Raw genomic sequence first — 26,905 nt, forward strand, 5'->3', positions numbered from 1 at the left:
CGATGTCTGAGAATAAATTAAACGTTACCGATTTGCATAAGCGCTACGGTGAGCATGAAGTTCTGAAGGGCGTGTCGTTGCAGGCTAACGCCGGAGATGTGATTAGCATCATCGGCTCCTCCGGCTCCGGTAAAAGCACCTTCCTGCGCTGCATAAACTTCCTTGAGAAACCGAGTGAAGGCTCCATTGTGGTGAGCGGGCAGAATATCAATCTGGTGCGTGACAAAGATGGCCAGCTGAAAGTCGCTGACAAGCATCAGCTGCGCCTGTTACGTACGCGCCTGACGATGGTGTTCCAGCACTTCAACTTGTGGAGCCACATGACGGTGCTGGAGAACGTGATGGAGGCGCCGATTCAGGTGCTGGGATTGAGCAAGCAGGAAGCGCGCGAGCGGGCGGTAAAATATCTGGCCAAAGTGGGCATTGATGCCATGCAGCAGATAAAGTACCCGGTGCATCTTTCCGGCGGCCAGCAGCAGCGTGTGTCGATTGCCCGCGCGCTGGCGATGGAGCCAGAAGTACTGCTGTTTGATGAACCGACCTCAGCCCTCGATCCGGAACTGGTGGGCGAAGTGTTGCGCATCATGCAGCAGCTGGCAGAAGAGGGGAAAACCATGGTGGTGGTCACCCACGAAATGGGCTTTGCCCGTGATGTTTCGAGCCACGTGATCTTCCTCCATCAGGGCAAAATTGAAGAGGAGGGCACGCCGGATGAGCTGTTCGGCAACCCGAAAAGCCTGCGCTTGCAGCAGTTCCTCAAAGGATCGCTGAAGTAAGCAAGGGTAGCCCGATGGCGCTGCGCTTATCAGGCTTGCGGGGAGTGCTGTTGCAGGCCGGATAAGGCGAACGCCGCCATCCGGCACTGCACTGCTGCAATATCACTTATCCGGGCGGTTAACCGGCCACCAGCCTTGTGGCATGCCCGCGGCGGAAACAAAACGGTAATGGGTGAATATCGCGCCACGCGCGGAGACACGCTTCTCAAGCTGAACCGTTTGCGCGCCCGGCGGGACAAGCGCGTCGCGGGTGCAAATTTCAACCGGGCGCTTTAACCACGCATCATAAAAGCGCAGCCCCGCCGGACAGCGGTTAGCGCGGCTGATAGGCGGGCCGGGGTGGCCAAGGGTAAACGTCACCTCGCTCTGTACTATTTCGCTTGCGGTAAACTTTACCCACGCTTCCGGCGCGTTCCATAGTGTTGCAATGCAATACAAAAAGAGCGCCACAAAGCCAATCAGCTTACTGCGCAGCCTGGTGATAAACGGGATACGCCAGATAATCAACAGACTTAACACCACGGCAACGATTAAGACTACCCAGGTATCCGGTGCGCCCGCTTGCAGATAGACCCGGTTGCTAAGACCGATGGCGTACAGCAGCCATATCAACCACAGAAAGAAAAAGAGCACGCATAAGGCGAGTTGCACTCTTCCCGAACGCAATCCCCGTTTAATGTTTTTCACGGCGATAGATCCAGTCATCATAATATTTCCCGCGCAGCAAATAGGCCTGCTCCAGCACCTGTACGCGGGTGAAACCGCTCTTCTCCAGTACCCGTATCGAACCGAGGTTGTCCGACAGCACCCAGGCATTAAGAGCGTGAATATCGCGCTGGGTAAAGGCGAAATCGCACAGGGCGGCTACAACTTCTGACGCCACGCCCTGGCCCTGCGCTGCAGGCAGGATCGAGTAGCCAAGATCTGCTTCCTGCAAAAGATGCTGACTCGGGCGCAGGCCAACATCACCGATCGCACGGCCTTGTTCATCGCGGATCACAAAGGCATTCGGATCGTTAAGCCGGTCTTCAAACAGAGTTCGGATCTGGCTTTCAGAGGCGATTTCCGCCATATAGCGCATCACGCTTTTATCCTGACGGATCTGCAAAAAGAAGGGCCAGTCAGACGCCTGAAACGGCGTCAGGGTAAAACGGGGGGTTTGCAACGTCATTACGCGTCCTTGTGAGAACCAAACCAGGCAGCTTAGCACCGGAAATGCGCGCGCGGCTGCCACAAATATTAGGGGGTCGTGGGCTGCCAGGCATAGGCTTTGCCGTTATCGCTCATAAAGCGGTAGCGGGTAAACCAGGCACCGCGGGCGGCGATACGTTTTTCAACCTGCACCGAGCTGGCGTCGCGCGGCACGTTATCGGTGTGGGTGCAGAGGGTGACTAACCGTCCGAGCCACGCATCATCAATACGCAGACCCGCTTCGCAGTGGCTTTTGCGCCCAAGCGAAGGGCCGGGATAGGTGAGGCGAAAGGTGACGTCGCTTTGTACCGTTTCGCCCGATGTCAGGCGCACCCAGCCTTCCGGGAGATTGAGCAGCGTGACGCCAGCAAAGGCCGCGACGCAGAGGAAAAGCTGCCACGGGGCTAACGCCTTAAACGCGCTCGCCTGGCCGCGAACGGCCCTGCGCCAGCCACACCAGAGGCCAGTCAGCAGAGCAATCGCCACCATCACTGGCGTATCGGGCGCATCGTCACGCATAAAGACCGTCACGCCCAGCCGGTTGCTCTCCCATATCCACAGCGCCCATGCCAGCAGCAGCAGAGCGAGTGCGCAGAGGCGAATTTTTTGCGACCTGGTCAATGGCAACCCCTTTGCTGTCAAAACGGGTAGCTTACCACCATCATCCCAGACCCAACGCGACAAACTTTACGCGTTCACCACATCCGTCAACGCCTCTTCAAGATCGTGCCAGCGAAACGCAAACCCGGCCTCTTCCAGGCGTTTAGGCAGCGCACGCTGCCCGCCGAGCACCAGCACCGAGGATTCCCCCATCATCAGGCGCACGGCCGTTGCGGGGGCGCGCATAAACGCCGGGCGGTGCAGGGCATGACCGAGGGCGTGAGCGAACTGCTCGTTACGCACCGGGTAGGGCGCGACCATATTGAACGGCCCGCGCAGATCGTTATCGAGCAGCCAGAGAATGGCATTGACCATATCGTCAATATGGATCCACGCCATATATTGCCTGCCCGTGCCAATCGGCCCGCCAAGACCAAGGCGGAACAGCGGCAGCAGTTTGCCGAGAATACCGCCTTTTGGCGTTAACACTACGCCAGTGCGCAGCAGGCAGACACGAGTTTGGTCGCTCTGCGCTTCGCAGGCGATCTGCTCCCAGCGCCCGCACAGCTTATGGGTAAACTCGTTATGTGGCGGCTCCTCCTCTGTCACCACCACTTCGCCGAGATCGCCGTAATAGCCGCAGGCAGAACCGGAGATCAGCACCTGCGGCGGGTTGTCGCTGGCTTTGATCAAATCCGCCAGCCGCTGCGTAATCTGCCAGCGGCTGTTGCATAAGCGCTGCTTCTGCTCCTCCGTCCAGCGCTTATCGGCAATCGGTTCGCCCGCCAGATTGATCACCGCATCAAAGTTGTTGAGATCGGTAAGATCATTAAGCCCCTTCAGCAGGCTGACGCGGGCATCAAGCTTTTGCTGCGCTTTGGCAGGATTTCGGGTGACTACCGTTACGCTGTGGTGCAGCTCCAGTAAACGGGGGATCAAATGGTGGCCAATCAGGCCGGTACCGCCAGTAAAGAGTATCTTCATGCTTCCCTCCGAAGCGTGGTTATCCTTAAAACGCGCAGCTTAAAGCAGCTGCGCTTTCTGCAATGCACTCTCGGTAGCCGGGCGCGTGCGGATGCGCTCAAACCAGTTAAAGACCGCCGGATAATCCTCAAGCGTAATACGCTGTCGCGCGTGGGAATTAATCCACGGCCAGGCGGCGATATCCGCAATGCTGTAGTGCTGACCTGCCAGCCACGGCACCTGCTCAAGACGTTTATTCATCACCTGGTAGAGCCGCTGCGTTTCCACCTGGTAGCGCTCAATGGCATAGGGCACCGGCTGCGGCGCGAAGTGGTTGAAGTGGTGGTTCTGCCCAAGCATCGGCCCCAGCCCCGCCACCTGCCAGAATAGCCACTGCAAAGTGACATGACGCTCGCGCAGCTCACCGCTCAGGAGCTGGCCGGACTTCTCTGCCAGATAGAGCAGGATCTCGCCCGACTCGAACAGGCTAAGCGGCGCACCGCTGTCGGCGGGGTCATGATCGACAATCGCCGGGATCTTATTGTTCGGCGAGATATCTAAAAATTCCGGGCGAAACTGCTCGCCTTTACTAATATCTACGCGGATCAGACGATACGGCAACCCGGTCTCTTCGAGAAACAGTGTGATCTTGTGGCCGTTCGGTGTCGGGGCGAAATAGAGGTCTATCATCGAAACTCCTGTGAGCGGAATGGGCGTCGCCTGTTAAGTATAGGTGTTCCCCGTAATGACAGAGTTTTCCGCAAGTGACAGAAGGCAGAAGAGGTTATATTTTGGACGAAACTTATCCGCTAAACGAGGATGTTATGAGCGAACCGGCAATCACGTTGTGGTCTGACAAAGAGTACTTCTCCCCGTATGTGCTGTCGGCGTACGTTGCCCTGCAGGAAAAGGCGCTGCCCTTCACCCTGAAAACCGTCGATCTGGCGAGCGGCGCACAGCAGGGCGCGGGGTGGCCCGGCTTTCGTCTGACGCAGCGTGTTCCCTCCTTAGAGATTGATGACTTCGTGCTGAGCGAATCCTCGGCGATTGCCGAATATCTGGACGAGCGTTTTGCGCCTCCGGAGTGGGAGCGTCTCTATCCACACGATCGGGAGAACCGCGCCCGCGCGCGGCAGGTGCAGGCATGGCTGCGCAGCGATCTGCTGCCGATCCGTGAAGCGCGCTCAACGGACGTGGTGTTTGCCGGGGCGAAAAAAGCGCCGCTCAGCGAAGCAGGCCAGGCGAGCGCCGATAAGCTCTTCGCCATCGCCGGCGCGTTGCTGGCGCACGGCAAGCCGAACCTGTTTGGCGAGTGGTGCATTGCCGATGTCGATCTTGCCCTGATGCTTAACCGCCTGGTGATGCATGGCGACCCCGTGCCGGAGCGCTTAGCGGAGTACGCCACTTTCCAGTGGCAGCGCTCCTCGGTTCAGCGCTATGTTGCACTTTCCGCTAAGCGCACGGGCTGATAAGCGGTTCGCGTTCCGGTATCATTAGGGCGTTTTTTTTCATAGAGGTGCAGTGATGAAACTGATGTTTGCATCGGATATTCACGGGTCGTTGCCCGCGACGGAACGCATACTGGAACGGTTCGCGCAAAGCGGCGCCCGCTGGCTGGTTCTGCTTGGCGATGTGCTCAATCATGGCCCGCGCAACGCGCTGCCGGAGGGGTATAATCCGGCGCAGGTGGCAGAACGGCTCAATACGCAGGCCAGCCGGATTATCGCGGTACGCGGTAATTGCGACAGCGAAGTGGATCAGATGCTGCTGCGCTTTCCCATTACCGCCCCCTGGCAGCAGGTTTTATTACCCGCGTGCCGCCTGTTTTTGACCCACGGTCATCTCTTCGGCGCACAGCACATTCCGCCACTGGAAGCAGGCGATGTGCTGGTGTACGGGCATACGCATATTCCCGTTGCCGAGAAGCGTGATGAGATTGTGCACTTCAACCCCGGTTCGGTCTCTATCCCGAAAGGTGGGTTTGCCGCCAGCTACGGCATGCTGGAAGAGAATATGTTACGTGTTATCGCACTTAATGATCAGCGGGTTATTGCGCAGGTGGCGATTAATCCGTAATTTACCCGTCAACCGAAACGCGCCGTAAGAGCGCCATAAAGAGAAGATGTCCCGATGGTGGAACAGAGTCATTTTGCAGGCATGGAATGGGTAGATATTGTCAACGAAGACAATGAGGTGATCGCGCAGGCCAGCCGGGAGCAAATGCGCGCGCAGTGCCTGCGTCATCGCGCAACCTATATTGTGGTGCATGATGGGATGGGCAATATTCTGGTGCAGCGTCGTACCGAGCTAAAAGACTTTATGCCCGGCAAGCTGGACGCGACGGCGGGCGGCGTGGTGCAGGCCGGTGAAAACCTGCTGGAGTCCGCGCGCCGCGAAGCGGAAGAGGAGCTGGGCATTGCGGGTGTCCCGTTTGCCGAGCATGGTCAGTTCTACTTTGAAGATGAGCATTGTCGGGTGTGGGGCGGGCTGTTTAGCTGCGTCTCCCACGGGCCGTTTGCCCTGCAGGAAGAGGAGGTGAGTGAAGTCTTCTGGATGACGCCGGAAGAGATCACCGCCCGCTGCGATGAGTTTACCGACGATTCGCTGAAAGCGCTGGCGCTGTGGATGAGCCGTAACGCCAGCAACGATGTGGAAAAGAGCGAGCAGAAGGCCGAGTAAGCTTCTGCGCGTTGCGGAAAAAGCGATCCTCAGGGTCGCTTTTTTATTGCCGGATGACCGGCTGCGCAGAGGGATTCTATCGTCGGATGGCGCTTCGCTTATCCGGCCTGCAATCGCTCAATAAAAAAGCGACCCGAAGGTCGCTTTTTTTGTGCACTGGCGCAGCCGCCAGAAGAGACATTACTGCTGCTGGGACGCCTGAATCGCGGTCAGCGCGATGGTGTAGACGATATCGTCTACCAGCGCGCCACGAGAGAGGTCGTTCACCGGCTTGCGCATACCCTGCAGCATCGGCCCGATGGAGATCAGATCGGCAGAGCGCTGTACCGCTTTGTAGGTGGTGTTACCGGTGTTCAGATCCGGGAAGATGAACACGGTAGCGCGACCGGCAACCGGCGAGTTCGGCGCTTTCGATTTCGCTACATCCGCCATGACCGCAGCGTCATACTGCAGCGGACCGTCGATAACCAGGTCAGGACGTTTTTCCTGCGCCAGGCGCGTCGCTTCACGCACTTTCTCAACGTCGCTACCCGCGCCGGAGTTACCGGTAGAGTAGGAGAGCATCGCAACGCGCGGCTCAATGCCGAAAGCGGTCGCGGAGTCAGCGGACTGAATCGCGATCTCGGCCAGCTGCTCAGCGGTCGGATCCGGGTTAATTGCGCAGTCACCGTAAACATAAACCTGTTCCGGCAGCAGCATAAAGAACACGGAGGAGACCAGCGAGCTGCCCGGTGCGGTTTTAATCAGCTGCAGCGGCGGACGAATGGTGTTCGCCGTGGTGTGAACCGCACCGGAGACCAGACCGTCAACTTCATCCTGCTCCAGCATCAGCGTGCCGAGCACCACGTTATCTTCCAGCTGTTCGCGTGCCACGGCTTCGGTCATGCCTTTGCTCTTACGCAGCTCAACCAGGCGAGCGACATAGCTTTCACGCACCACGTCCGGATCGACGATTTCGATACCGGCGCCCAGCTCAACACCCTGTGCGGCGGCGACGCGATTGATCTCATCCGGGTTACCCAGCAGGATACAGGTCGCAATACCACGTTCAGCACAGATAGCGGCTGCCTTCACGGTACGCGGCTCGTCGCCTTCCGGCAGTACGACGCGTTTGCCCGCTTTACGCGCCAGTTCGGTCAGCTGGTAACGGAAGGCTGGCGGCGAGAGGCGACGGCTGCGCTCGGAGGTGGCGGTCAGGGAGTCGATCCACTGCGCATTGATATAACGGGCCACATACTCCTGCACGTTTTCAATACGCTCGTTATCGTCAACCGGCACTTCGAGGTTGAAGCTCTGCAGGCTCAGGGAGGTCTGCCAGGTGTTGGTATTCACCATAAATACCGGCAGGCCGGTGGCGAACGCGCGTTCGCACAGTTTGCGCACGCTCTCGTCCATCTCATAGCCACCGGTCAGCAGCACGGCACCAATCTCAACGCCGTTCATCGCCGCGAGGCAGGCAGCAACCAGCACATCAGGACGATCGGCAGAGGTGACCAGCAGTGAGCCCGGACGGAAGTGTTCCAGCATGTGCGGAATGCTGCGCGCACAGAAAGTTACGGACTTCACGCGGCGGGTTTTGATATCGCCTTCGTTGATGATGGTCGCATTAAGGTGGCGCGCCATATCGATCGCTCGGGTGGCGATCAGATCGAAGCTCCACGGCACCGCGCCCAGCACGGGCAGAGAGCTGGTCTCTTGCAGCTGCGCCGGATCGATGTTCACCACTTTTGCTTTTGAGGAGTCATCAAAGATCTCAGAGAGATCCGGGCGCGTACGGCCCTGCTCATCAACCGGGGCGTTCAGTTTGTTGACGATAACGCCGGTGATGTTGCTGTTTTTCACGCCGCCGAAGCTATTGCGCGTCAGCTCGATGCGCTCTTTCAGCTGCTCCTGCGTGTCGGTGCCCTGAGACATCACGAAGACGATTTCCGCGTTCAGCGTTTTCGCGATTTCGAAGTTCAGGGACTGGGCGAACTGGTGTTTACGGGTCGGGACCAGACCTTCAACCAGCACCACTTCAGCCTCTTTGCTGCTTTCGTGGTAGCGGGCAATGATCTCTTCCATCAGCACATCTTTCTGATTGCTGGAGAGCAGCGACTCGACGTAGCTCATTTTCAGCGGTTCAGCCGCCGGCAGCCCGGAGTTAGCGCGCACGATGGTGGTAGTCTGGTCAGGCGCATCGCCGCCCGCACGTGGCTGAGCGATCGGTTTAAAGACGCTCAGACGAACGCCTTTGCGTTCCATAGCACGGATGACGCCAAGGCTGACGCTGGTCAGGCCGACGCTGGTTCCGGTAGGGATCAGCATAATAATACGGGACACGGTTAATCCTCTTTCGTTACCGTCGAAGCGGACGGGTTACAAAACAGCACCGCCAGCGTTGGCTGGCGGTGTGGGTAAACTATCAGGCAGTCAGGCGGCTTGCGTCTTGCGCAATCACCAGCTCTTCGTTAGTCGGGATAACGATCGCCGGGCGGGTGCCTTCTTTATTGATAAAACCAGACTTGCCGAAACGGGCAGCCAGGTTGCGTTCGTGGTCAACTTCGAAGCCGAGCACGCCCAGTTTGCCCAGGGAGAGCTCGCGTACCATCGCCGCGTTTTCACCGATACCACCGGTGAAGATTACCGCGTCCAGACGACCGTCCATCAGCGCAGTGTAAGAGCCGATGTATTTAGCCAGGCGATGGCAGTAAACGTCCATTGCACGCTTCGCGTCTTCTTTGGTTTCGTAGTTATCTTCTACATAACGGCAGTCGCTGGTGACTTCGGTCAGGCCCAGCAGGCCGGACTCTTTGGTCAGCATTTTGTTGATAGCTTCAACGCTCATGCCCAGGGTGTCATGCAGATGGAAAATGATCGCCGGGTCGATATCACCAGAACGGGTGCCCATAACCAGGCCTTCCAGCGGGGTCAGACCCATGGAGGTATCTACGCACTCGCCGTTACGGATAGCGGAAACAGAACCGCCGTTGCCGAGGTGGCAGGTGATGATGTTCAGTTCAGAAACCGGCTTGTTCAGCACTTTTGCCGCTTCCTGAGTTACATAGAAGTGGCTGGTGCCGTGCGCGCCGTAGCGACGAACGCCGTGCTCTTTGTACAGTTTGTACGGCAGGGCATAGAGGTAGGACTCTTCCGGCATGGTGGTGTGGAACGCGGTGTCGAACACGGCAACGTTCTTCTCTTTCAGGCTCGGGAAGGATTTCAGCGCTTCGGCGATACCGATCAGGTGAGCCGGGTTGTGCAGCGGGGCGAAAGAGGCCGCGTCTTTAATACCCTGGATCACAGACTCATCGATCACCACGGAACGGGTGTATTTTTCACCACCGTGAACGATACGGTGACCGATTGCGGTCAGCTGAGCAGACAGTTCTGGTTTTTGTGCCAGAATAGTGTTAACGATAAAGTTAAGCGCTTCACTGTGAGCGGCACCTGCACCTAAAGCCGCTTCTTGTTTACCGCCATCCATTTTCCACTTGATGCGTGCTTCAGGAAGGTGGAAACATTCGGCTAAACCAGAGAGGTACTCTTCACCGTTTACAGCATCGATAATTGCGAATTTCAGTGAGGAGCTACCGCAGTTCAGAACCAGTACTAACTTACTCGACATGGAAGTACCTATTTATGATACGTGGCTAAAAAAGGTCAGTGAGTCGCACAGCGTAGCGCAGGTTGACGCTGACATTTATGATTAACATCATGTCGAGAGAACTTTCTGACACGATGAAAGAATAGTTAAGATTTTAAGCTATTTTGCGCAATTTTCAGACAGTGGCATAATGAGCTTCTTATTTGACGACTCAAACCTATTCGTCTAAGGCCTGGTAAAGGCCGCCACAGAATACCCGATAGCAGGTGGGATTGACAAAAAATTTTAACGTTGTCATTCACAGTTGTTGTTTTGCACAAATTTTTTAATTTTTATATGTGAAGTTGAGGTAAAGCCATGTCAAATCCTGAGATTCGACCCGTCAGTTTCTTCAGTTTATTTCGCCGGGGTCAGCACTATGCGAAGACCTGGCCTATGGAAAAACGCCTCGCTCCCGTGTTTGTAGAAAACCGTACCATTCGCGCGACACGCTACGCGATTCGCTTTATGCCGCCCGTGGCGGTCTTCACCCTCTGCTGGCAAATCGCCCTCGGCGGGCAGCTTGGCCCCGCTGTCGCCACCGCGCTGTTTGCGCTAAGCCTGCCAATGCAGGGGTTATGGTGGCTGGGCAGGCGCTCGGTCACGCCGCTGCCGCCCTCCATTTTGAACTGGTTCTATGAAGTGCGCGGTAAGTTGCAGGATGCGGGCCAGGCGCTGGCACCGGTTGAAGGTAAGCCCGATTATCAGGCGCTGGCGGATACCCTCAAGCGCGCCTTTAAGCAGCTGGATAAAACCTTTCTCGATGAGCTGTAAAAGTTGCACGTGATTGATAAGAGGAGAGCATCGTCAGATGCTTTCTTTTTTTGGTAGATCCGCGCAACACCCCCGGCAAATCAAGAAAGCGGCTTTTACTCACAGGTACACTGAGGCCAACTTTTTTACTGCGCCGAAGTGCCACAGGAGTCGAAGATGGAAATGACCAATGCCCAACGTCTGATCTTATCCAATCAATACAAGATGATGACCATGATGGACCCGGCCAATGCGGAGCGCTATCGCCGTTTACAAACCATTGTTGAACGGGGATATGGTTTGCAGATGCGCGAGCTGGATCGCGAATTTGGCGAGCTGAAAGAGGAAACGTGCCGCAACATCATCGATATCATGGAGATGTATCACGCACTCCATGTCTCCTGGACCAACCTGAAAGATAACGCCACTATTGACGAGCGCCGCGTCACTTTCCTCGGCTTCGACGCCGCGACCGAAGCGCGCTACCTCGGTTACGTCCGCTTTATGGTCAATATCGAAGGGCGTTATACCCATTTTGATGCCGGTACCCATGGCTTTAACGCCCAAACGCCGATGTGGGATAAATACCAGCGCATGCTCAGCGTCTGGCATGCCTGCCCGCGCCAGTACCACTTAAGCAGCAACGAAATTAATCAAATTCTCAACGCCTGAGGAGGTGAATGTGCAGTGTAAAGGCTTTCTGTTTGATCTGGATGGAACTCTGGTCAATTCACTCCCCGCCGTCGAGCGGGCCTGGTGCAGCTGGGCCGATCGCTTTGGCATTAGCCATGACGAGGTGCTGAATTTTATCCACGGCAAACAGGCCATCACCTCGCTGCGCCACTTTATGGCGGGTGCCTCAGAGGCGGAAATTGCCGCTGAATTTACCCGCCTTGAGGGGATTGAAGCCTCAGACACGGACGGCATTACGCCACTGCCCGGCGCGGTTGAACTGCTTCAGCATCTGGATGAATCGGCTATTCCGTGGGCTATTGTTACCTCCGGCTCGGTGCCCGTCGCCCATGCGCGCCATCGCGCAACCGGGCTGCCGATGCCAAAAGTCTTCGTCACCGCCGAGCAGGTGAAGCAGGGCAAACCTGAACCGGACGCCTATCTGCTCGGTGCCGGGCTGTTAGGGCTGGCACCTGAAACCTGCGTGGTGGTGGAAGACGCGGCTGCAGGCGTGCTCTCCGGTCTCGCCGCGGGCTGTCATGTGATTGCCGTCAATGTCCCGCCCGGTTCGCCCGGCCTTGAGAGGGTCGACTTCTCGCTGACCAGCCTGGAGGCGATAAGCGTCACAAAACAGCATGACGGCATCGTCAGCGTCAATCTGAAAGCCTGATTAGATGATGTAACCCCACCGCGGTGGGGTTTTTTATGGCACGCTTTTACCACGCTCAACTGACAAGGACAGGTTGTGAACGGTGAATTAATTTGGGTTCTCTCTCTGCTGGGCATTGCCGTGGTGCTCTTTGCGACAGGAAAAGTGCGCATGGACGCGGTGGCGCTGTTTATCATTGTTGCCTTTGTGCTGAGCGGTACGCTGACGCTCCCTGAAGCGCTCTCCGGTTTTAGCGATCCGAACGTTATTTTGATTGCCGCACTCTTTATTATCGGCGACGGGCTGGTGCGCACCGGCGTGGCGACCAATATGGGCGCGTGGCTGGTGACGATGGCAGGCAGCAGCGAAACGAAGATGCTGATTCTGCTGATGATAACCGTCGCCGGGCTGGGCGCCTTTATGAGTTCGACCGGCGTGGTGGCGATTTTTATTCCTGTGGTGCTGAGCGTCTCGCTGCGGATGCAGGTCTCCCCCTCGCGGTTAATGATGCCGCTCAGTTTCGCCGGGCTGATTAGCGGCATGATGACGCTGGTGGCGACGCCGCCAAACCTGGTGTTGAACAGTGAACTGCTGCGCGAAGGGTTAGAGGGGTTTGGCTTTTTCAGCGTCACGCCGCTTGGCCTGGTTATCCTTCTGCTCGGCATCGTCTATATGCTGTTGATGCGCTTTACGCTAAACGCGGAGGGGAGTGACGCTCAGCGTGAGAGCTGGAAGCGGCGCTCGTTTCGCGATCTGATCCGTGAGTATCACCTGGCGGGTCGCGCGCGGCGATTAGCTATTCGCCCCGGTTCGCCGATGATTGGTCAGCGCCTCGACGATCTGCAGCTGCGTGAGCGATATGGTGCCAACGTGATCGGCGTTGAGCGCTGGCGGCGTTTTCGCCGCGTGATTGTGAACGTCAATGGCGTTTCGGAGTTTCGCGCCCGTGACGTGCTGCTGATTGATATGTCCTCGGCGGATGTCGACCTGCGCCAGTTCTGCGTCGAGCAGCAGCTGGAGCCGATGATCCTGCGCGGGGAGTACTTCTCTGACCAGGCGCTCGATGTTGGTATGGCGGAAGTCTCCCTGATTCCTGACTCGGAACTGCTGGGCAAAACGGTGCGCGAAATCGGTTTTCGTACCCGCTACGGTCTGAACGTGGTGGGGCTGAAGCGCAACGGTGTGGCGCTGGAAGGGGCGGTCACTGACGAGCCCCTACAGCTGGGGGATATCTTCCTCGTGGTCGGCAACTGGAAGTTAATCAGCCAGCTTGCCGGACACGCCCGCGACTTTGTGGTGCTGAACCTGCCCGTTGAAGAGAGCGCGGCCTCGCCGGCGCATAGTCAGGCGCCGCATGCGATTTTCTGTCTGGTATTGATGGTCGCGCTGATGCTGACCGACGATATTCCCAATCCGATTGCCGCCATTATCGCCTGCATGCTAATGGGGAAATTTCGCTGTATTGACGCCGAGAGCGCCTATAAAGCGATTCACTGGCCGAGCATCATCCTGATTGTCGGCATGATGCCTTTTGCGCTGGCGCTGCAAAAAACCGGCGGTGTCGATTTGGTAGTGAAAGGGCTGATGGAGCTGGGCGGCGGCTACGGCCCGCACCTGATGCTGATTTGTCTGTTTGTGATGTGCGCGGCGATAGGGTTATTTATCTCTAATACCGCCACGGCCGTCTTAATGGCACCCATTGCGCTGGCGGCGGCGAAGTCGATGGGCGTCTCGCCTTATCCCTTCGCCATGATGGTAGCGATGGCTGCCTCTGCCGCCTTTATGACGCCGGTGTCGTCACCGGTGAATACGCTGGTATTAGGGCCGGGCAACTACCGGTTCAGCGACTTTATCAAACTCGGCGTGCCCTTTACGCTGCTGGTTATGATGGTATGCGTAGTAATGATTCCAGTGCTCTTTCCCTTTTAACCAGACACGTTCGCCCTTGTTACAAGGGCGAGTCCTGGCTGATCTCATCAAGAGAGAGCTGGAAGCTCGGCACGAATACCTGCATAAAGTAGTCCATCTCCGGGCTGCGACGGGCATCGAGGGTTTTCTCCAGCCGCGATTTGGCCAGCAGAAACTCATTATTACCGGCGGAAAGCTCCTCCAGGCACTTCAGGTAGGCGCAGAGCGCATCGGCCTGTTTAACAATCGAACGCTCCTCCACGCTGTAGTGATGCTCATCAATCAGCGGGGCGAAAATATCCTGCAACTCTTCGGGCACCATTTCCACCAGCTTCTGCTGGGCGATCTTCTCAATCGCTTTGTACTCCTGGGCAATCTGCGAGTTGAAGTACTTCACCGGCGTCGGGAGATCGCCGGTGATCACTTCAGAGGCATCATGATAAATTGCCAGCAGCGCAATGCGCTCTGCATTAAGCGCGCCGCCGAATTTGCGGTTTTTGATCGCCGCCAGCGCGTGAGCGACCATCGCCACTTGCAGGCTATGCTCGGAGACATTCTCGGTGCGCACATTGCGCATCAGCGGCCAGCGGTTGATCAGTTTCAGGCGGGAGAGGTGGGCGAAGAAGTGACTCTGACTCATAGTTAACCTTGTCTTGAATACGACCTGGGCCATTGTGCGCAGAGAGTCGGGGAAGATGCAAATCCTCCCCGGGAGCAATTACTGATGATAGCCGGAGAGGAAACGCCCGAAGCGGGTGATCGCCATCTCCAGATCGTCCTCGCGCGGCAGCGTAACGATGCGGACGTGATCCGGCCACGGCCAGTTGAAGGCGGAGCCTTGCACCAGCAGCACCTTCTCCTGCAGCAGGAAGTCGAGCACCATCTTCTGGTCGTCAAGAATATTGAAACGTTTCGCGTCAATTTTCGGGAACATATAGAGCGCGCCGTTCGGTTTTACGCAGGAGACGCCGGGGATCTCGTTAATCAGCTCCCACGCGCGGTTGCGCTGCTCATAGAGACGCCCGCCGGGCACGATAAATTCGCTGATGCTCTGATAGCCGCCGAGAGCAGTCTGGATCGCGTGCTGCGCCGGTACGTTGGCGCACAGGCGCATTGATGCAAGCATCTCCAGCCCTTCGATATAGCCTTTGGCGTGCTTTTTCGGCCCGCTCAGCACCATCCAGCCCTGGCGGAACCCGGCGACGCGGTAGGTTTTTGACAGACCGTTAAAGGTGATGGTGAAGAGATCCGGCGCCAGCGCGGCGATAGAGTGGTGCTGCGCTTCATCGTAGAGGATCTTGTCGTAGATCTCATCGGCGAAAATAATCAGGTTGTGCTGACGCGCCAGTTCGACAATCTCCAGCAGCAGCTCTTTTGAATAGACCGCGCCGGTCGGGTTATTCGGGTTGATGATTACAATACCGCGCGTGCGCGGGGTGATTTTGGCGCGGATGTCGTCCAGATCCGGGAACCAGCCGGCGGATTCATCGCAAAGATAGTGCACCGCTTTGCCACCGGAGAGCGACACCGCCGCGGTCCACAGCGGGTAATCCGGTGCCGGTACCAGCATCTCATCGCCGCTGTTCAGCAGCGCCTGCATCGACTGCACGATCAGCTCAGAGACGCCGTTGCCGATATAGATATCTTCAACGGTAACTTCACGCATGCCGCGTGCCTGATAGTGCTGCATGATCGCTTTACGGGCGGAGTAGAGCCCTTTTGAATCACAGTAGCCCTGGGCACCAGGGAGGTTGCGGATCACATCGACCAGAATTTCATCCGGGGCTTCGAAGCCGAACGGGGCAGGGTTGCCGATGTTGAGTTTGAGAACTTTGTTGCCTTCTTCTTCCAGACGCTTTGCTTCTTTAAGAACCGGGCCACGGATGTCATAACAGACGTTATCTAACTTGCTGGATTTTTCGATGGAGGACATGAACCTTTGCCTTTTTACTGGAATCGCCACTCCCTGCCGTGGAAGTGAACACGGAACAATGTACTCCCACGCCCGCTTATTTTGAAGGGTTAACAGGAGAAGATTTTGCCTCGCTCATCCGTCGCCTTTAACGATCTTTTAACTATTAAATGCGCTTTTTCTCTCTTTTCCATGCTGACCATAGGCAAATAGATGGTAATTAATATTATTTAATGTTCAATAATTGAAATTTTTAACCGCGTAACCCCACTCCAGCAGTGGGGATTTATTTTTGGCAGGGTGCCAGAGACGAAGAGGGAGTGTATAAAGAGAAAGCATAAAGTTGCAGTAAACAGCTCACCTGGTTACTGTGAAAATAATGTTAATTTCTATTAAAGAGATCCATTTCCAGAACCGTTCGCTATTTAATATTGAGAATAGTAACTATGACCATCACTAATATTTATATGTCTCATCTTTTCGTTCTGACATTTTAGAGATTTAAGATAATTCGTATTAATGCTTATAAATAAAAAGGTTTTGGGGTAAACTCAGAGAGCCTGAAAGGGCACTTAAGGGCAAAGCCCTGAGTTCGGTAAGGTTGAATTCTTAATTTTACTTAATTGCTATTACTCTTTATTACTTCAGAACCTCTGTTGGGTTCACCTTTATCTGCGGCGCTCGATGTTAAATCGCTATTCGCTGCGAAAGACGCGTTTTAAATGCATCAACACTATTTGGCCGTTTTATATATCCCCGAGCGGGATGTTGGCCAAATAAAGAGGTTGAGTTCTGCTTGCATCAGATAGCGAACTAAAACATCACGCACGTTGCCTGGCTTCATCGGCAATGGCAGTGCAGGATGCACTTTTTAAATGGATTTACTTAATCTTATGAACACAGCATAAACCCGGGGCACGCAGCGCGCGCAACCCGTAAGTGAAAAATGATGATAAATGCAAATCGTCCGATACTGAATCTCGACCTCGATCTGCTGAGAACGTTTGTTGCGGTCGCGGATCTCAACACTTTTGCAGCGGCCGCAGCGGCAGTTTGCCGTACGCAATCCGCGGTAAGTCAGCAAATGCAGCGCCTTGAACAGCTGGTGGGAAAAGAGCTGTTCGCCCGTCATGGCCGCAATAAATTACTGACCGAGCATGGCATTCAGCTACTGGGCTATGCGAGAAAGATCCTGCGTTTCAATGACGAAGCCTGTACCTCCTTGATGTTCAGCAACTTGCAGGGCGTCTTGACCATCGGTGCGTCAGATGAATCTGCAGATACAATTTTGCCGTTCCTGCTTAATCGTATTAGCTCGGTCTATCCAAAACTGGCGTTAGATGTGCGGGTGAAACGCAATCCCATGAGCAGCGATCAGCTTCAGGAAGATGAGGTTGATCTGGTCGTGACCACGCATCGTGTTCAGTCATATGACTATCTGACGCTGCGGACATCACCAACGCTCTGGTATTGCGCAGCGGAGTATGTGCTGCAAAAAGGCGAAGCGGTGCCGTTGGTACTGCTGGATGAGCCAAGCCCGTTCCGCGATATGGTGCTCACGGCGCTCAATCAAGCCGATATTCCCTGGCGCATGGCCTACGTGGCCTCAACGCTCTCAGCCGTAAAAGCCGCGGTGAAAGCGGGGCTTGGCGTAACGGCGCGGCCGGTGGAGATGATGAGCCCCGATCTGCGCGTATTGGGTAACGCTGAAGGCTTCCCGATTTTGCCGGAAACGGAATACCTGCTCTCGCGTAACCCGAACAGCGGGAATGAGCTGGCGCAGGTAATCTTCGATGCCATGGAGCACTATCGCGATCCCTGGCACTACAAAGGATCGACTCCGGAAGGGGGAGATGAACAGCTGCTGGTTGATGGGGATTTCTAATTAACATTTGACCGCAAAACTGGTAACACTTTGTAAGTGTAAAAATGACCCGCTGAAGAGAGAATTAATGATAGCGGGTCATTTTTTGTATAAATAATAAGCAACTGAATTATTCATGCCCTAAATCATTATTTCTTTCAATCTGTTAACCCATCTCACAGCACAATCTCCCTTTATCATCTATAGTCTTTCATGCCCTCTGCTCATGTTAAAAATCAAGCAAGATTGTTGCCGATTTAACGTATGAATTAACAAAAGCGTGTCTCAGATCAAAAAAATACCTCCGGAGAGGGGGAGGAATCCTGGGTAAATCCTGTCAAAATAGGAGGGTAATTTTTGTAATCCTCTACAACGGACTCGATTCAACACCGGATTTTGCCGCAGGAAAAGTCGTTGCTGGTCAATAAAACGGCACTAAATGTTAATGGATTGCTGCCGATGTAAACTAATGTGAGGAAACTTTTGTTAAAGTTGACAAAAGGTTATAGAAAGGAGTAAAAACCCACATCATTTAGCTGTTTTTCAGCTTTTGCACAGTAAGTATGTGGTTTTTTATTCCTCCCCGTGAATCGATGTGGCGTCATCTGCCAGCAAGAGCAGAGGTTTTAACGCTACCTTTTGAGTTAAGCAATGCGTATGTCAACATCCACTGAAATCATCGCTCATCACTGGGCATTCGCTGTCTTTCTTATTGTCGCCATCGGCCTCTGTTGCCTCATGCTGGTCGGCGGTCGGTTTTTGGGCGGACGCGCGCGCGCAAGGCACAAAAACGTTCCTTTCGAATCAGGTATCGACTCCGTCGGTTCCGCTCGCTTACGTCTCTCTGCCAAGTTCTATCTGGTTGCCATGTTCTTCGTCATCTTCGATGTCGAAGCGCTCTATCTCTACGCATGGTCTACGTCCATTCGTGAGAGTGGCTGGGTGGGATTTGCCGAAGCCGCAATTTTTATCTTAGTGCTGCTGGCTGGTCTGGTTTATCTGGTGCGTATTGGCGCACTCGATTGGACGCCGGTGCGTTCGCGCCGTGCGCAGGTCAACCCTGAGACCAACAGCTACACTGACAGTCAACGCTAACCGCGAGGCAATAAGATGGATTATACGCTCACCCGCATAGATCCTAACGGTGAGAACGACCGTTACCCCCTGCAAAAACAGGAGATCGTAACTGACCCCCTGGAACAAGAGATCAACCGTAGCGTCTACATGGGCAAGCTCGAAAATGTCCTGCACGATATGGTGAACTGGGGTCGTAAGAACTCAATTTGGCCGTATAACTTCGGCCTTTCCTGCTGCTACGTTGAGATGGTGACGTCGTTTACCGCCGTGCACGACGTGGCGCGTTTTGGCGCAGAAGTGCTGCGTGCTTCGCCTCGTCAGGCTGACCTGATGGTCGTTGCCGGTACGCCGTTCACCAAGATGGCGCCGGTTATCCAACGCCTCTATGACCAGATGCTGGAGCCGAAATGGGTCATCTCCATGGGGGCCTGCGCAAACTCTGGCGGTATGTACGACATCTACTCCGTCGTGCAGGGCGTCGACAAATTTATCCCGGTGGATGTTTACATCCCTGGCTGCCCGCCGCGTCCTGAAGCCTATATGCAGGCGCTGATGCTGCTGCAGGAGTCGATTGGCAAGGAGCGTCGTCCGCTCTCCTGGGTGGTTGGCGATCAGGGCGTTTACCGCGCCAACATGCAGTCAGAGCGTGAACGTAAACGCGGTGAACGTATTGCCGTCACCAACCTGCGTTCACCGGACGAGATTTAATTTGCGCCTGTGGGCAAGGGTAAAAAGCGTCGCATTTCAATAATCCAATAACGCGACGCGCTGCCCCACAGTCACCACGGACCCTTTGCAATGGTGAAAAATATGACCGATTTAACTGCGCAAGAAGCCCCATGGCAGACCCGGGATCATCTGGATGATCCGGTCATTGGCGAATTGCGCAACCGTTTTGGGCCGGATGCCTTTTCCGTTCAGGCGACCCGCACCGGGGTACCCGTTGTTTGGGTGAAGCGTGAGCAGTTACTGGAAGTGGTCGATTTCTTAAAGAAATTGCCAAAGCCTTACGTCATGCTGTTCGATCTCCACGGCATGGACGAGCGTCTACGCACACACCGCGCCGGTCTGCCCGCCGCGGATTTTTCCGTTTTCTACCACTTCCTGTCGATCGATCGTAACAGCGACATCATGCTGAAAGTGGCTCTCGCAGAAAACGATTTGCATGTGCCGACTGTCACTAAACTCTTCCCGAACGCCAACTGGTACGAGCGTGAAACCTGGGAGATGTTTGGTATCACCTTTGACGGCCACCCGCATCTGACGCGCATCATGATGCCGCAGACCTGGACCGGCCACCCGTTGCGTAAAGACTACCCGGCGCGCGCCACCGAATTCGATCCGTTTGAGCTGACCAAAGCCAAGCAGGATCTGGAGATGGAAGCGCTGACCTTTAAGCCGGAAGATTGGGGCATGAAGCGCGGCACCGACAACGAGGACTTTATGTTCCTCAACCTCGGTCCGAACCACCCCTCTGCGCACGGTGCGTTCCGCATCATTCTGCAACTTGATGGCGAAGAGATCGTCGACTGCGTGCCGGATATCGGTTATCACCACCGCGGCGCGGAGAAGATGGGCGAACGCCAGTCATGGCACAGCTACATTCCTTATACCGACCGCGTTGAGTACCTCGGCGGCTGCGTCAATGAGATGCCATACGTACTGGCGGTAGAGAAACTGGCGGGCATTACCGTGCCGGAACGCGTAGAAGTGATCCGCGTCATGCTCTCTGAGCTTTTCCGTATCAACAGCCACCTGCTCTACATCTCCACCTTTATTCAGGACGTCGGCGCGATGACGCCGGTCTTCTTCGCCTTTACCGATCGTCAAAAAATCTACGATCTGGTGGAAGCGATCACCGGTTTCCGTATGCACCCGGCCTGGTTCCGCATCGGCGGCGTCGCGCACGATCTGCCACGCGGTTGGGATCGCCTGCTACGTGAGTTCCTCGACTGGATGCCGAAACGTCTCGCTTCCTATGAGAAAGCGGCGCTGCGTAACTCCATTCTGAAAGGCCGCGCTCAGGGCGTTGCCGCTTACGGTGCCAAAGAGGCGCTGGAGTGGGGCACCACCGGCGCGGGTCTGCGCGCTACCGGCATCAACTTTGACGTGCGTAAAGCGCGCCCTTACTCCGGCTATCAGAACTTCGACTTTGAAATCCCGGTTGGCGGTGGCGTCAGCGACTGCTACACCCGCGTGATGCTGAAAGTAGAAGAGCTGCGCCAGAGCCTGCGCATCCTTGAGCAGTGCCTCAACAATATGCCGGAAGGGCCGTTCAAAGCGGATCACCCGCTGACTACGCCGCCGCCGAAAGAGCGCACGCTGCAACATATCGAAACCCTGATTACTCACTTCCTGCAGGTGTCGTGGGGTCCGGTCATGCCGGCTAACGAATCCTTCCAGATGATTGAAGCAACCAAGGGTATCAACAGTTACTACCTCACCAGCGACGGCAGCACCATGAGCTACCGTACCCGTATCCGTACGCCGAGTTTCCCGCATCTGCAGCAAATTCCGGCGGCAATCCGCGGCAGCCTGGTCTCAGACCTGATTGTCTACCTGGGTAGTATCGATTTTGTTATGTCAGATGTGGACCGCTAATTATGCACGAGAATCAACAACCAGAAACCGGGGCTTTTGAGCTGAGTGCGGCAGAGCGTGAGGCAATTGAGCACGAGAAGCACCACTACGAAGACCCGCGTGCGGCGTCCATTGAAGCGCTGAAGATCGTTCAGAAACAGCGTGGCTGGGTGCCGGACGGCGCAATTTACGCAATCGCCGACGTGCTGGGCATTCCGGCGAGCGATGTCGAAGGCGTGGCAACGTTCTATAGCCAGATCTTCCGCCAGCCGGTCGGCCGCCATGTGATCCGCTACTGCGACAGCGTGGTGTGTCACATCACGGGCTATCAGGGGATCCAGTCGGCGATTGAGAGCCACCTGAAGATCAAGCCGGGCCAGACCACTTTTGATGGCCGCTTTACGCTGCTGCCAACCTGCTGTCTGGGTAACTGCGACAAAGGGCCAACCATGATGATCGATGAGGACACCCACAGTTCTCTGACGCCGGAAACGATCCCTGACTTGCTGGAGCGGTATAAATAATGAAGACCATTATCCGTACTCCCGAAACCCATCCGCTAACCTGGCGTCTGCGCGATGACAAACAGCCGGTCTGGCTTGAAGAGTATCAGAGCAAAAACGGCTATGCCGGTGCGCGTAAAGCCCTGACCGGGCTGGCACCGGACGAGATCGTCAACCAGGTAAAAGACGCCGGCCTGAAAGGGCGCGGCGGCGCGGGCTTCTCCACCGGTCTTAAGTGGAGCCTGATGCCGAAAGACGAATCGATGAACATCCGTTACCTGCTGTGTAACGCCGATGAGATGGAGCCGGGCACCTATAAAGACCGCCTGCTGATGGAGCAGCTGCCGCACCTGCTGGTGGAAGGCATGCTGATCTCCGCCTTTGCGCTGAAAGCCTATCGCGGCTACATCTTCCTGCGCGGGGAATACATCGAAGCGGCGGTGCACCTGCGCCGCGCCATTGCGGAAGCCACCGAAGCAGGCTTCCTCGGCAAAAATATTCTCGGCAGCGGGTTCGATTTCGAACTTATCGTCCATACCGGCGCGGGTCGCTATATCTGCGGCGAAGAGACGGCGCTGATCAACTCGCTGGAGGGGCGACGCGCGAACCCGCGCTCCAAACCGCCTTTCCCGGCAAGCTCCGGCGTATGGGGCAAACCGACCTGTGTTAACAATGTCGAAACCCTGTGCAACGTCCCGGCAATTCTCGCTAACGGCGTGGAGTGGTATCAGAGCCTGTCAACCAGCAAAGATGCCGGCACCAAGCTGATGGGCTTCTCCGGGCGCGTGAAAAACCCGGGCGTCTGGGAGCTGCCGTTTGGCACCACCGCGCGCGAAATTCTCGAAGAGTACGCGGGCGGCATGCGCGACGGGCTGAAATTTAAAGCCTGGCAGCCGGGCGGGGCGGGAACCGACTTCCTCACCGAAGCGCACCTCGATCTGCCAATGGAGTTCGAAAGCATCGGTAAAGCGGGCAGCCGTTTAGGTACCGCGCTGGCGATGGCCGTTGACCATGAAATTGGCATGGTGCCGCTGGTGCGTAACCTGGAAGAGTTCTTCGCCCGCGAGTCCTGCGGCTGGTGTACACCGTGCCGCGACGGGCTGCCGTGGAGTGTCAAAATCCTGCGCGCGCTGGAGCGTGGCGAAGGTCAGCCTGGCGATATCGAAACCCTGGAGCAACTCTGCCGCCAGCTGGGGCCGGGTAAAACCTTCTGCGCACACGCGCCGGGTGCGGTTGAACCGTTACAGAGCGCAATTAAGTATTTCCGCGAAGAGTTCGAAGCGGGGATCAAGCAGCAATTCAGCAATACCCATGCGATTGGCGGTATCCAGCCAAACCTGCTGAAAGCGCGCTGGTAATGGTTCCCCCTCACCATGAGCAGGTGGGGGGACGCGGAACGAATTTTGATTAATTCTCAGCTCCGGCTGAGACAACTGGAAGCATGCTAATGGCTACTATTCACGTAGACGGCAAAGAATACGAGGTAAACGGCGCAGACAACCTGTTAGAGGCTTGTCTCTCGTTGGGCCTTGATATTCCTTATTTTTGCTGGCATCCGGCGCTGGGGAGCGTGGGTGCGTGCCGCCAGTGTGCGGTGAAGCAATATCAAAACGCGGAAGACACGCGTGGCCGCCTGGTTATGTCCTGTATGACACCGGCATCCGACGGCACTTTTATCTCTATTGACGATCACGAAGCGAAAGAGTTCCGTGAGAGCGTGGTGGAGTGGCTGATGACCAACCACCCGCACGACTGTCCGGTCTGCGAAGAGGGCGGTAACTGCCACCTGCAGGATATGACCGTGATGACCGGTCACAGCTTCCGTCGCTACCGTTTCACCAAACGTACGCACCGTAACCAGGATCTCGGTCCGTTCATCTCTCACGAGATGAACCGCTGTATCGCCTGCTACCGCTGTGTGCGCTACTACAAAGATTATGCCGACGGTACCGATCTGGGCGTCTATGGCGCCCATGACAACGTCTATTTCGGCCGCCCGGAAGAGGGGACGCTGGAGAGCGAGTTCTCCGGCAACCTGGTTGAAATCTGCCCGACCGGCGTTTTCACCGATAAAACCCACTCCGAGCGCTATAACCGTAAATGGGATATGCAGTTCGCGCCGAGCATCTGCCAGCAGTGCTCCATCGGCTGTAACACCAGCCCGGGCGAGCGTTACGGCGAACTGCGTCGTATCGAAAACCGCTACAACGGCACGGTGAACCACTACTTCCTCTGCGACCGCGGTCGTTTCGGCTATGGCTACGTCAATCTGAAAGATCGTCCGCGCCAGCCGGTACAGCGTCGCGGCGACGATCTCATCACCCTCAACGCTGAACAGGCGATGCAGGGCGCGGCGGATATTCTGCGCCAGTCGAAGAAAGTGATTGGCATCGGTTCTCCGCGCGCGAGCGTAGAGAGCAACTTCGCGCTGCGCGAACTGGTCGGTGCGGATAACTTCTACACCGGCATCGCCAAAGGTGAGCAGGAGCGTCTGACGCTGGCGCTGAAAGTGCTGCGCGAAGGCGGCATCCGCACGCCGGCGCTGCGTGAGATCGAATCTTACGATGCGGTGCTCATCCTCGGCGAAGACGTCACCCAGACCGGCGCACGCGTTGCGCTGGCGGTACGTCAGGCGGTGAAGGGCAAAGCCCGCGAAATGGCGGCGGCGCAGAAAGTGGCCGACTGGCAAATTGCGGCGATCATGAATATCGGTCAGCGCGCTAAACATCCGCTGTTTGTCACTAACGTCGACAGCACCCGCCTGGACGATATCGCCGCGTGGACCTACCGCGCGCCGGTGGAAGATCAGGCGCGTTTAGGTTTTGCCATCGCGCATGCGCTGGATAACTCCGCACCGGCGGTTGACGGCCTGAGCAGCGATCTGCAGGGCAAGGTGGATGTCATTGTCCAGGCGCTGGCCGGGGCGAAGAAACCGCTGATTATCTCCGGTACCAACGCCGGTAGCACAGACGTCATCCACGCGGCGGCGAACGTGGCGAAAGCGCTGAAAGGGCGCGGTGCCGATGTCGGCATCACCATGATTGCCCGCTCCGTTAACAGCATGGGCCTTGGCCTTATCGGCGGCGGTAGCCTCGATGATGCCCTCTCCGAACTGGAGAGCGGCAGCGCCGACGCGGTCGTGGTGCTGGAGAACGATCTGCACCGTCACGCTTCTGCTGCGCGCGTTGATGCCGCGCTGGCGAAAGCGCCGCTGGTGCTGGTGGTTGATCACCAGCGCACGGCAATTATGGAGAGCGCCCATCTGGTCCTCTCTGCGGCAAGCTTCGCAGAGAGCGACGGCACGGTAATTAACAACGAAGGTCGCGCTCAGCGCTTCTTCCAGGTTTATGACCCGAGCTACTACGACAATAAAGCGCTGATGCTGGAAAGCTGGCGCTGGCTGCACTCGCTGCACAGCACCGTGCTGAACCGCGAAGTGGACTGGACGCAGCTCGATCATGTGATCGATGCCGCCGTCGCCGCGCTGCCGCAGCTGTCGGGCATCAAAAATGCCGCACCGGATGCCAGCTTCCGCATTCGCGGGCAGAAACTGGCGCGTGAGCCGCACCGCTACAGCGGTCGTACCGCAATGCGCGCCAATATCAGCGTCCACGAACCGCGTCAGCCGCAGGATAAAGACACCATGTTCGCCTTCTCAATGGAAGGGAACAACCAGCCTTCAGCGCCGCGCTCGCAAATTCCGTTTGCCTGGGCACCGGGCTGGAACTCCCCGCAGGCCTGGAACAAATTCCAGGATGAAGTGGGCGGTCACCTGCGTCACGGCGATCCGGGCGTCCGCCTGATTGAGGCGACGGAAACCGGGCTGGATTACTTCACCGTCGTACCGGGCGCCTTCAGCGCACAGGATGGCGAGTGGCGTATCGCGCCTTACTATCACCTGTTTGGCAGCGATGAGCTTTCGCAGCGTTCGCCGGTGTTCCAGAGCCGTATGCCGCAGCCTTACATCACGCTTAACCCGGCCGATGCCGCGAAGCTTGGCGTAAACGCGGGCGCACACGTCTCCTTCACCTACGAAGGGCAGACTCTCAGCCTGCCGCTGCAGGTCTCGGAAGGTCTGACGGCTGGGCAGGTCGGTTTGCCGATGGGCATGCCGGGTATTGCGCCGGTACTGGCCGGAGCACGTCTTGAAAATCTGCGGGAGGCGCAAGCATGAGCTGGTTAACACCGGATGTTATCGACATTCTGTTAAGCATTCTGAAAGCGGTAGTTATCCTGCTGGTGGTCGTCACCTGCGGTGCCTTCATGAGCTTTGGCGAACGTCGTCTGCTCGGCCTGTTCCAGAACCGTTACGGGCCGAACCGTGTGGGCTGGGGTGGTTCACTCCAGCTGGTCGCGGATATGATCAAAATGTTCTTTAAAGAGGACTGGATCCCGCGCTTCTCGGATCGCGTGATCTTCACCCTCGCGCCGGTGATCGCATTCACCTCGCTGCTGTTAGCCTTCGCCATTGTGCCGGTCAGCCCCACCTGGGTGGTGGCTGACCTCAATATCGGGATCCTCTTCTTCCTGATGATGGCGGGTCTGGCGGTCTACGCGGTGCTGTTCGCCGGTTGGTCCAGTAACAACAAATATTCGCTGCTCGGCGCGATGCGTGCCTCTGCGCAAACCCTCAGCTACGAAGTGTTCCTCGGGCTTTCGCTGATGGGCGTGGTGGCGCAGGCCGGTTCATTCAACATGACCGACATCGTCAACAACCAGGCGGGTTTGTGGAACGTGATCCCGCAGTTCTTCGGCTTCGTTACCTTCGCTATCGCTGGCGTCGCGGTGTGTCACCGTCACCCGTTTGACCAGCCGGAAGCAGAGCAGGAGCTGGCGGATGGTTACCATATTGAATACTCCGGCATGAAGTTCGGTCTCTTCTTCGTCGGCGAGTATATCGGTATCGTCACCATCTCTGCGCTGATGGTTACCCTTTTCTTTGGTGGCTGGCAGGGTCCGCTGTTACCGCCATTCATCTGGTTCGCGCTGAAAACCGCGTTCTTTATGATGATGTTCATTTTGATTCGCGCCGCACTGCCGCGTCCTCGCTACGATCAGGTGATGTCTTTCGGCTGGAAAATTTGTCTGCCGCTGACACTGCTTAACCTGCTGGGTACTGCGGCAGTCATTCTGTGGCAGCAATAAGGGGTGAT

At 56.4% G+C, this 26,905-nt stretch carries 25 protein-coding genes; 16 read left to right on the forward strand and 9 right to left on the reverse strand.

Annotation, left to right across the window (positions count from 1 at the left end; genetic code table 11):
- Nucleotides 1-2: 2 nt before the first annotated feature.
- Nucleotides 3-776, forward strand: a complete 774-nt coding sequence (gene hisP, locus PU683_RS09870) for a histidine ABC transporter ATP-binding protein HisP (RefSeq protein ID WP_277171312.1) — start codon at nucleotides 3-5, stop codon at nucleotides 774-776.
- 102 nt (nucleotides 777-878) lie between these two features.
- Here the strand turns inward: hisP and PU683_RS09875 are convergent, their stop codons facing one another.
- The 5 genes from PU683_RS09875 to yfcG all read right to left on the reverse strand — a co-directional run bounded on the left by PU683_RS09875 (nucleotide 879) and on the right by yfcG (nucleotide 4,220).
- Nucleotides 879-1,484, reverse strand: a complete 606-nt coding sequence (locus tag PU683_RS09875; RefSeq protein ID WP_277171313.1) for a hypothetical protein — start codon at nucleotides 1,482-1,484, stop codon at nucleotides 879-881.
- Nucleotides 1,450-1,947, reverse strand: a complete 498-nt coding sequence (locus tag PU683_RS09880) for a GNAT family N-acetyltransferase (protein ID WP_277171314.1) — start codon at nucleotides 1,945-1,947, stop codon at nucleotides 1,450-1,452. Before PU683_RS09880 ends, PU683_RS09875 begins: the two co-directional genes overlap by 35 nt.
- A 68-nt stretch (nucleotides 1,948-2,015) precedes the next feature.
- On the reverse strand, nucleotides 2,016-2,588 hold the full coding sequence (locus PU683_RS09885) for a hypothetical protein (RefSeq protein WP_277171315.1): 573 nt from the start codon (nucleotides 2,586-2,588) through the stop codon (nucleotides 2,016-2,018).
- Nucleotides 2,589-2,654: 66 nt separating this feature from the next.
- Complete coding sequence (locus tag PU683_RS09890) at nucleotides 2,655-3,551, reverse strand: TIGR01777 family oxidoreductase (RefSeq protein WP_277171316.1); 897 nt, start codon at nucleotides 3,549-3,551, stop codon at nucleotides 2,655-2,657.
- Nucleotides 3,552-3,590: 39 nt separating this feature from the next.
- Nucleotides 3,591-4,220, reverse strand: a complete 630-nt coding sequence (gene yfcG, locus PU683_RS09895) for a GSH-dependent disulfide bond oxidoreductase (RefSeq protein ID WP_277171317.1) — start codon at nucleotides 4,218-4,220, stop codon at nucleotides 3,591-3,593.
- Nucleotides 4,221-4,354: 134 nt separating this feature from the next.
- Between yfcG and yfcF the strand changes: the two genes are divergently transcribed.
- From yfcF to yfcD, 3 genes are read left to right on the forward strand one after another with little or no spacing between them, the layout of a single operon-like run.
- A complete protein-coding gene (gene yfcF / locus PU683_RS09900) occupies nucleotides 4,355-4,999 on the forward strand; it encodes a glutathione transferase (protein WP_277171318.1) in 645 nt (214 codons plus the stop codon).
- 55 nt (nucleotides 5,000-5,054) lie between these two features.
- Nucleotides 5,055-5,606: a phosphodiesterase gene (gene yfcE, locus PU683_RS09905; protein ID WP_277171319.1), complete on the forward strand. Its 552-nt coding sequence runs from the start codon at nucleotides 5,055-5,057 to the stop codon at nucleotides 5,604-5,606.
- A 54-nt stretch (nucleotides 5,607-5,660) separates the two neighbouring features.
- Nucleotides 5,661-6,209: an NUDIX hydrolase YfcD gene (gene yfcD / locus PU683_RS09910; protein WP_277171320.1), complete on the forward strand. Its 549-nt coding sequence runs from the start codon at nucleotides 5,661-5,663 to the stop codon at nucleotides 6,207-6,209.
- A gap of 180 nt (nucleotides 6,210-6,389) precedes the next feature.
- Here yfcD and pta read toward each other — a convergent pair whose 3' ends face one another.
- Together pta and ackA are read right to left on the reverse strand one after the other, a co-directional pair.
- The gene (gene pta, locus PU683_RS09915) at nucleotides 6,390-8,531 is read right to left on the reverse strand and encodes a phosphate acetyltransferase (RefSeq protein ID WP_277171321.1); all 2,142 of its coding nucleotides are present in this window, start codon (nucleotides 8,529-8,531) and stop codon (nucleotides 6,390-6,392) included.
- Between the two features lie 82 nt (nucleotides 8,532-8,613).
- Nucleotides 8,614-9,816 carry an acetate kinase gene (ackA, locus tag PU683_RS09920; RefSeq protein ID WP_023479643.1) on the reverse strand — a complete coding sequence of 401 codons (1,203 nt, stop codon included), beginning with the start codon at nucleotides 9,814-9,816 and terminating at the stop codon, nucleotides 8,614-8,616.
- A gap of 336 nt (nucleotides 9,817-10,152) precedes the next feature.
- Between ackA and yfbV the strand changes: the two genes are divergently transcribed.
- The 4 genes from yfbV (at nucleotide 10,153) to PU683_RS09940 (ending at nucleotide 13,837) form a co-directional block, all read left to right on the forward strand.
- Nucleotides 10,153-10,608 carry a terminus macrodomain insulation protein YfbV gene (yfbV, locus tag PU683_RS09925; RefSeq protein WP_277171322.1) on the forward strand — a complete coding sequence of 152 codons (456 nt, stop codon included), beginning with the start codon at nucleotides 10,153-10,155 and terminating at the stop codon, nucleotides 10,606-10,608.
- A gap of 156 nt (nucleotides 10,609-10,764) precedes the next feature.
- Complete coding sequence (locus PU683_RS09930) at nucleotides 10,765-11,259, forward strand: YfbU family protein (RefSeq protein ID WP_277171323.1); 495 nt, start codon at nucleotides 10,765-10,767, stop codon at nucleotides 11,257-11,259.
- Complete coding sequence (locus tag PU683_RS09935; protein ID WP_277174258.1) at nucleotides 11,240-11,929, forward strand: sugar phosphatase; 690 nt, start codon at nucleotides 11,240-11,242, stop codon at nucleotides 11,927-11,929. Before PU683_RS09930 ends, PU683_RS09935 begins: the two co-directional genes overlap by 20 nt.
- Nucleotides 11,930-12,004: 75 nt before the next feature.
- Nucleotides 12,005-13,837 carry an SLC13 family permease gene (locus PU683_RS09940; protein WP_277171324.1) on the forward strand — a complete coding sequence of 611 codons (1,833 nt, stop codon included), beginning with the start codon at nucleotides 12,005-12,007 and terminating at the stop codon, nucleotides 13,835-13,837.
- A 19-nt stretch (nucleotides 13,838-13,856) separates the two neighbouring features.
- Here the strand turns inward: PU683_RS09940 and yfbR are convergent, their stop codons facing one another.
- Both yfbR and PU683_RS09950 read right to left on the reverse strand, forming a co-directional pair.
- Nucleotides 13,857-14,456, reverse strand: coding sequence for a 5'-deoxynucleotidase (yfbR, locus tag PU683_RS09945; RefSeq protein ID WP_277171325.1), 600 nt, complete (start codon nucleotides 14,454-14,456; stop codon nucleotides 13,857-13,859).
- Nucleotides 14,457-14,534: 78 nt separating this feature from the next.
- Nucleotides 14,535-15,749, reverse strand: a complete 1,215-nt coding sequence (locus tag PU683_RS09950) for a pyridoxal phosphate-dependent aminotransferase (RefSeq protein ID WP_277171326.1) — start codon at nucleotides 15,747-15,749, stop codon at nucleotides 14,535-14,537.
- A 928-nt stretch (nucleotides 15,750-16,677) separates the two neighbouring features.
- Here PU683_RS09950 and lrhA point away from each other — a divergent pair.
- The 8 genes from lrhA to nuoH all read left to right on the forward strand — a co-directional run bounded on the left by lrhA (nucleotide 16,678) and on the right by nuoH (nucleotide 26,897).
- On the forward strand, nucleotides 16,678-17,613 hold the full coding sequence (gene lrhA, locus PU683_RS09955; RefSeq protein ID WP_277174259.1) for a transcriptional regulator LrhA: 936 nt from the start codon (nucleotides 16,678-16,680) through the stop codon (nucleotides 17,611-17,613).
- Nucleotides 17,614-18,243: 630 nt separating this feature from the next.
- Nucleotides 18,244-18,687: an NADH-quinone oxidoreductase subunit NuoA gene (gene nuoA / locus PU683_RS09960; protein ID WP_034812950.1), complete on the forward strand. Its 444-nt coding sequence runs from the start codon at nucleotides 18,244-18,246 to the stop codon at nucleotides 18,685-18,687.
- Nucleotides 18,688-18,702: 15 nt separating this feature from the next.
- On the forward strand, nucleotides 18,703-19,377 hold the full coding sequence (gene nuoB / locus PU683_RS09965; RefSeq protein WP_023479723.1) for an NADH-quinone oxidoreductase subunit NuoB: 675 nt from the start codon (nucleotides 18,703-18,705) through the stop codon (nucleotides 19,375-19,377).
- A gap of 90 nt (nucleotides 19,378-19,467) precedes the next feature.
- Complete coding sequence (nuoC, locus tag PU683_RS09970; RefSeq protein ID WP_277171327.1) at nucleotides 19,468-21,270, forward strand: NADH-quinone oxidoreductase subunit C/D; 1,803 nt, start codon at nucleotides 19,468-19,470, stop codon at nucleotides 21,268-21,270.
- A 2-nt stretch (nucleotides 21,271-21,272) separates the two neighbouring features.
- Complete coding sequence (nuoE, locus tag PU683_RS09975) at nucleotides 21,273-21,773, forward strand: NADH-quinone oxidoreductase subunit NuoE (RefSeq protein ID WP_023479890.1); 501 nt, start codon at nucleotides 21,273-21,275, stop codon at nucleotides 21,771-21,773.
- Nucleotides 21,773-23,110 carry an NADH-quinone oxidoreductase subunit NuoF gene (gene nuoF, locus PU683_RS09980; RefSeq protein ID WP_139567646.1) on the forward strand — a complete coding sequence of 446 codons (1,338 nt, stop codon included), beginning with the start codon at nucleotides 21,773-21,775 and terminating at the stop codon, nucleotides 23,108-23,110. Before nuoE ends, nuoF begins: the two co-directional genes overlap by 1 nt.
- Nucleotides 23,111-23,199: 89 nt before the next feature.
- A complete protein-coding gene (nuoG, locus tag PU683_RS09985; protein WP_277171328.1) occupies nucleotides 23,200-25,926 on the forward strand; it encodes an NADH-quinone oxidoreductase subunit NuoG in 2,727 nt (908 codons plus the stop codon).
- A complete protein-coding gene (gene nuoH / locus PU683_RS09990; protein WP_023479664.1) occupies nucleotides 25,923-26,897 on the forward strand; it encodes an NADH-quinone oxidoreductase subunit NuoH in 975 nt (324 codons plus the stop codon). The genes nuoG and nuoH overlap by 4 nt, the downstream gene beginning before the upstream one ends.
- Nucleotides 26,898-26,905 lie beyond the last annotated feature (8 nt).

It is taken from the genome of Candidatus Kosakonia sp. 282A-S69 (assembly GCF_029433855.1).
Classification (GTDB): Bacteria; Pseudomonadota; Gammaproteobacteria; order Enterobacterales; family Enterobacteriaceae; genus Kosakonia; species Kosakonia cowanii_A.

Excerpts from the sequence above, each read along its gene's own strand:
- hisP (WP_277171312.1), top strand. The coding sequence starts at position 3 with ATGTCTGAGAATAAATTAAACGTTACCGATTTGCATAAGCGCTACGGT.
- PU683_RS09875 (WP_277171313.1), bottom strand. The coding sequence starts at position 1,484 with ATGATGACTGGATCTATCGCCGTGAAAAACATTAAACGGGGATTGCGT.
- PU683_RS09880 (WP_277171314.1), bottom strand. The coding sequence starts at position 1,947 with ATGACGTTGCAAACCCCCCGTTTTACCCTGACGCCGTTTCAGGCGTCT.
- PU683_RS09890 (WP_277171316.1), bottom strand. The coding sequence starts at position 3,551 with ATGAAGATACTCTTTACTGGCGGTACCGGCCTGATTGGCCACCATTTG.
- yfcG (WP_277171317.1), bottom strand. The coding sequence starts at position 4,220 with ATGATAGACCTCTATTTCGCCCCGACACCGAACGGCCACAAGATCACA.
- yfcF (WP_277171318.1), top strand. The coding sequence starts at position 4,355 with ATGAGCGAACCGGCAATCACGTTGTGGTCTGACAAAGAGTACTTCTCC.
- yfcE (WP_277171319.1), top strand. The coding sequence starts at position 5,055 with ATGAAACTGATGTTTGCATCGGATATTCACGGGTCGTTGCCCGCGACG.
- yfcD (WP_277171320.1), top strand. The coding sequence starts at position 5,661 with ATGGTGGAACAGAGTCATTTTGCAGGCATGGAATGGGTAGATATTGTC.
- ackA (WP_023479643.1), bottom strand. The coding sequence starts at position 9,816 with ATGTCGAGTAAGTTAGTACTGGTTCTGAACTGCGGTAGCTCCTCACTG.
- yfbV (WP_277171322.1), top strand. The coding sequence starts at position 10,153 with ATGTCAAATCCTGAGATTCGACCCGTCAGTTTCTTCAGTTTATTTCGC.
- PU683_RS09930 (WP_277171323.1), top strand. The coding sequence starts at position 10,765 with ATGGAAATGACCAATGCCCAACGTCTGATCTTATCCAATCAATACAAG.
- yfbR (WP_277171325.1), bottom strand. The coding sequence starts at position 14,456 with ATGAGTCAGAGTCACTTCTTCGCCCACCTCTCCCGCCTGAAACTGATC.
- PU683_RS09950 (WP_277171326.1), bottom strand. The coding sequence starts at position 15,749 with ATGTCCTCCATCGAAAAATCCAGCAAGTTAGATAACGTCTGTTATGAC.
- lrhA (WP_277174259.1), top strand. The coding sequence starts at position 16,678 with ATGATAAATGCAAATCGTCCGATACTGAATCTCGACCTCGATCTGCTG.
- nuoA (WP_034812950.1), top strand. The coding sequence starts at position 18,244 with ATGCGTATGTCAACATCCACTGAAATCATCGCTCATCACTGGGCATTC.
- nuoB (WP_023479723.1), top strand. The coding sequence starts at position 18,703 with ATGGATTATACGCTCACCCGCATAGATCCTAACGGTGAGAACGACCGT.
- nuoC (WP_277171327.1), top strand. The coding sequence starts at position 19,468 with ATGGTGAAAAATATGACCGATTTAACTGCGCAAGAAGCCCCATGGCAG.
- nuoE (WP_023479890.1), top strand. The coding sequence starts at position 21,273 with ATGCACGAGAATCAACAACCAGAAACCGGGGCTTTTGAGCTGAGTGCG.
- nuoF (WP_139567646.1), top strand. The coding sequence starts at position 21,773 with ATGAAGACCATTATCCGTACTCCCGAAACCCATCCGCTAACCTGGCGT.
- nuoG (WP_277171328.1), top strand. The coding sequence starts at position 23,200 with ATGGCTACTATTCACGTAGACGGCAAAGAATACGAGGTAAACGGCGCA.
- nuoH (WP_023479664.1), top strand. The coding sequence starts at position 25,923 with ATGAGCTGGTTAACACCGGATGTTATCGACATTCTGTTAAGCATTCTG.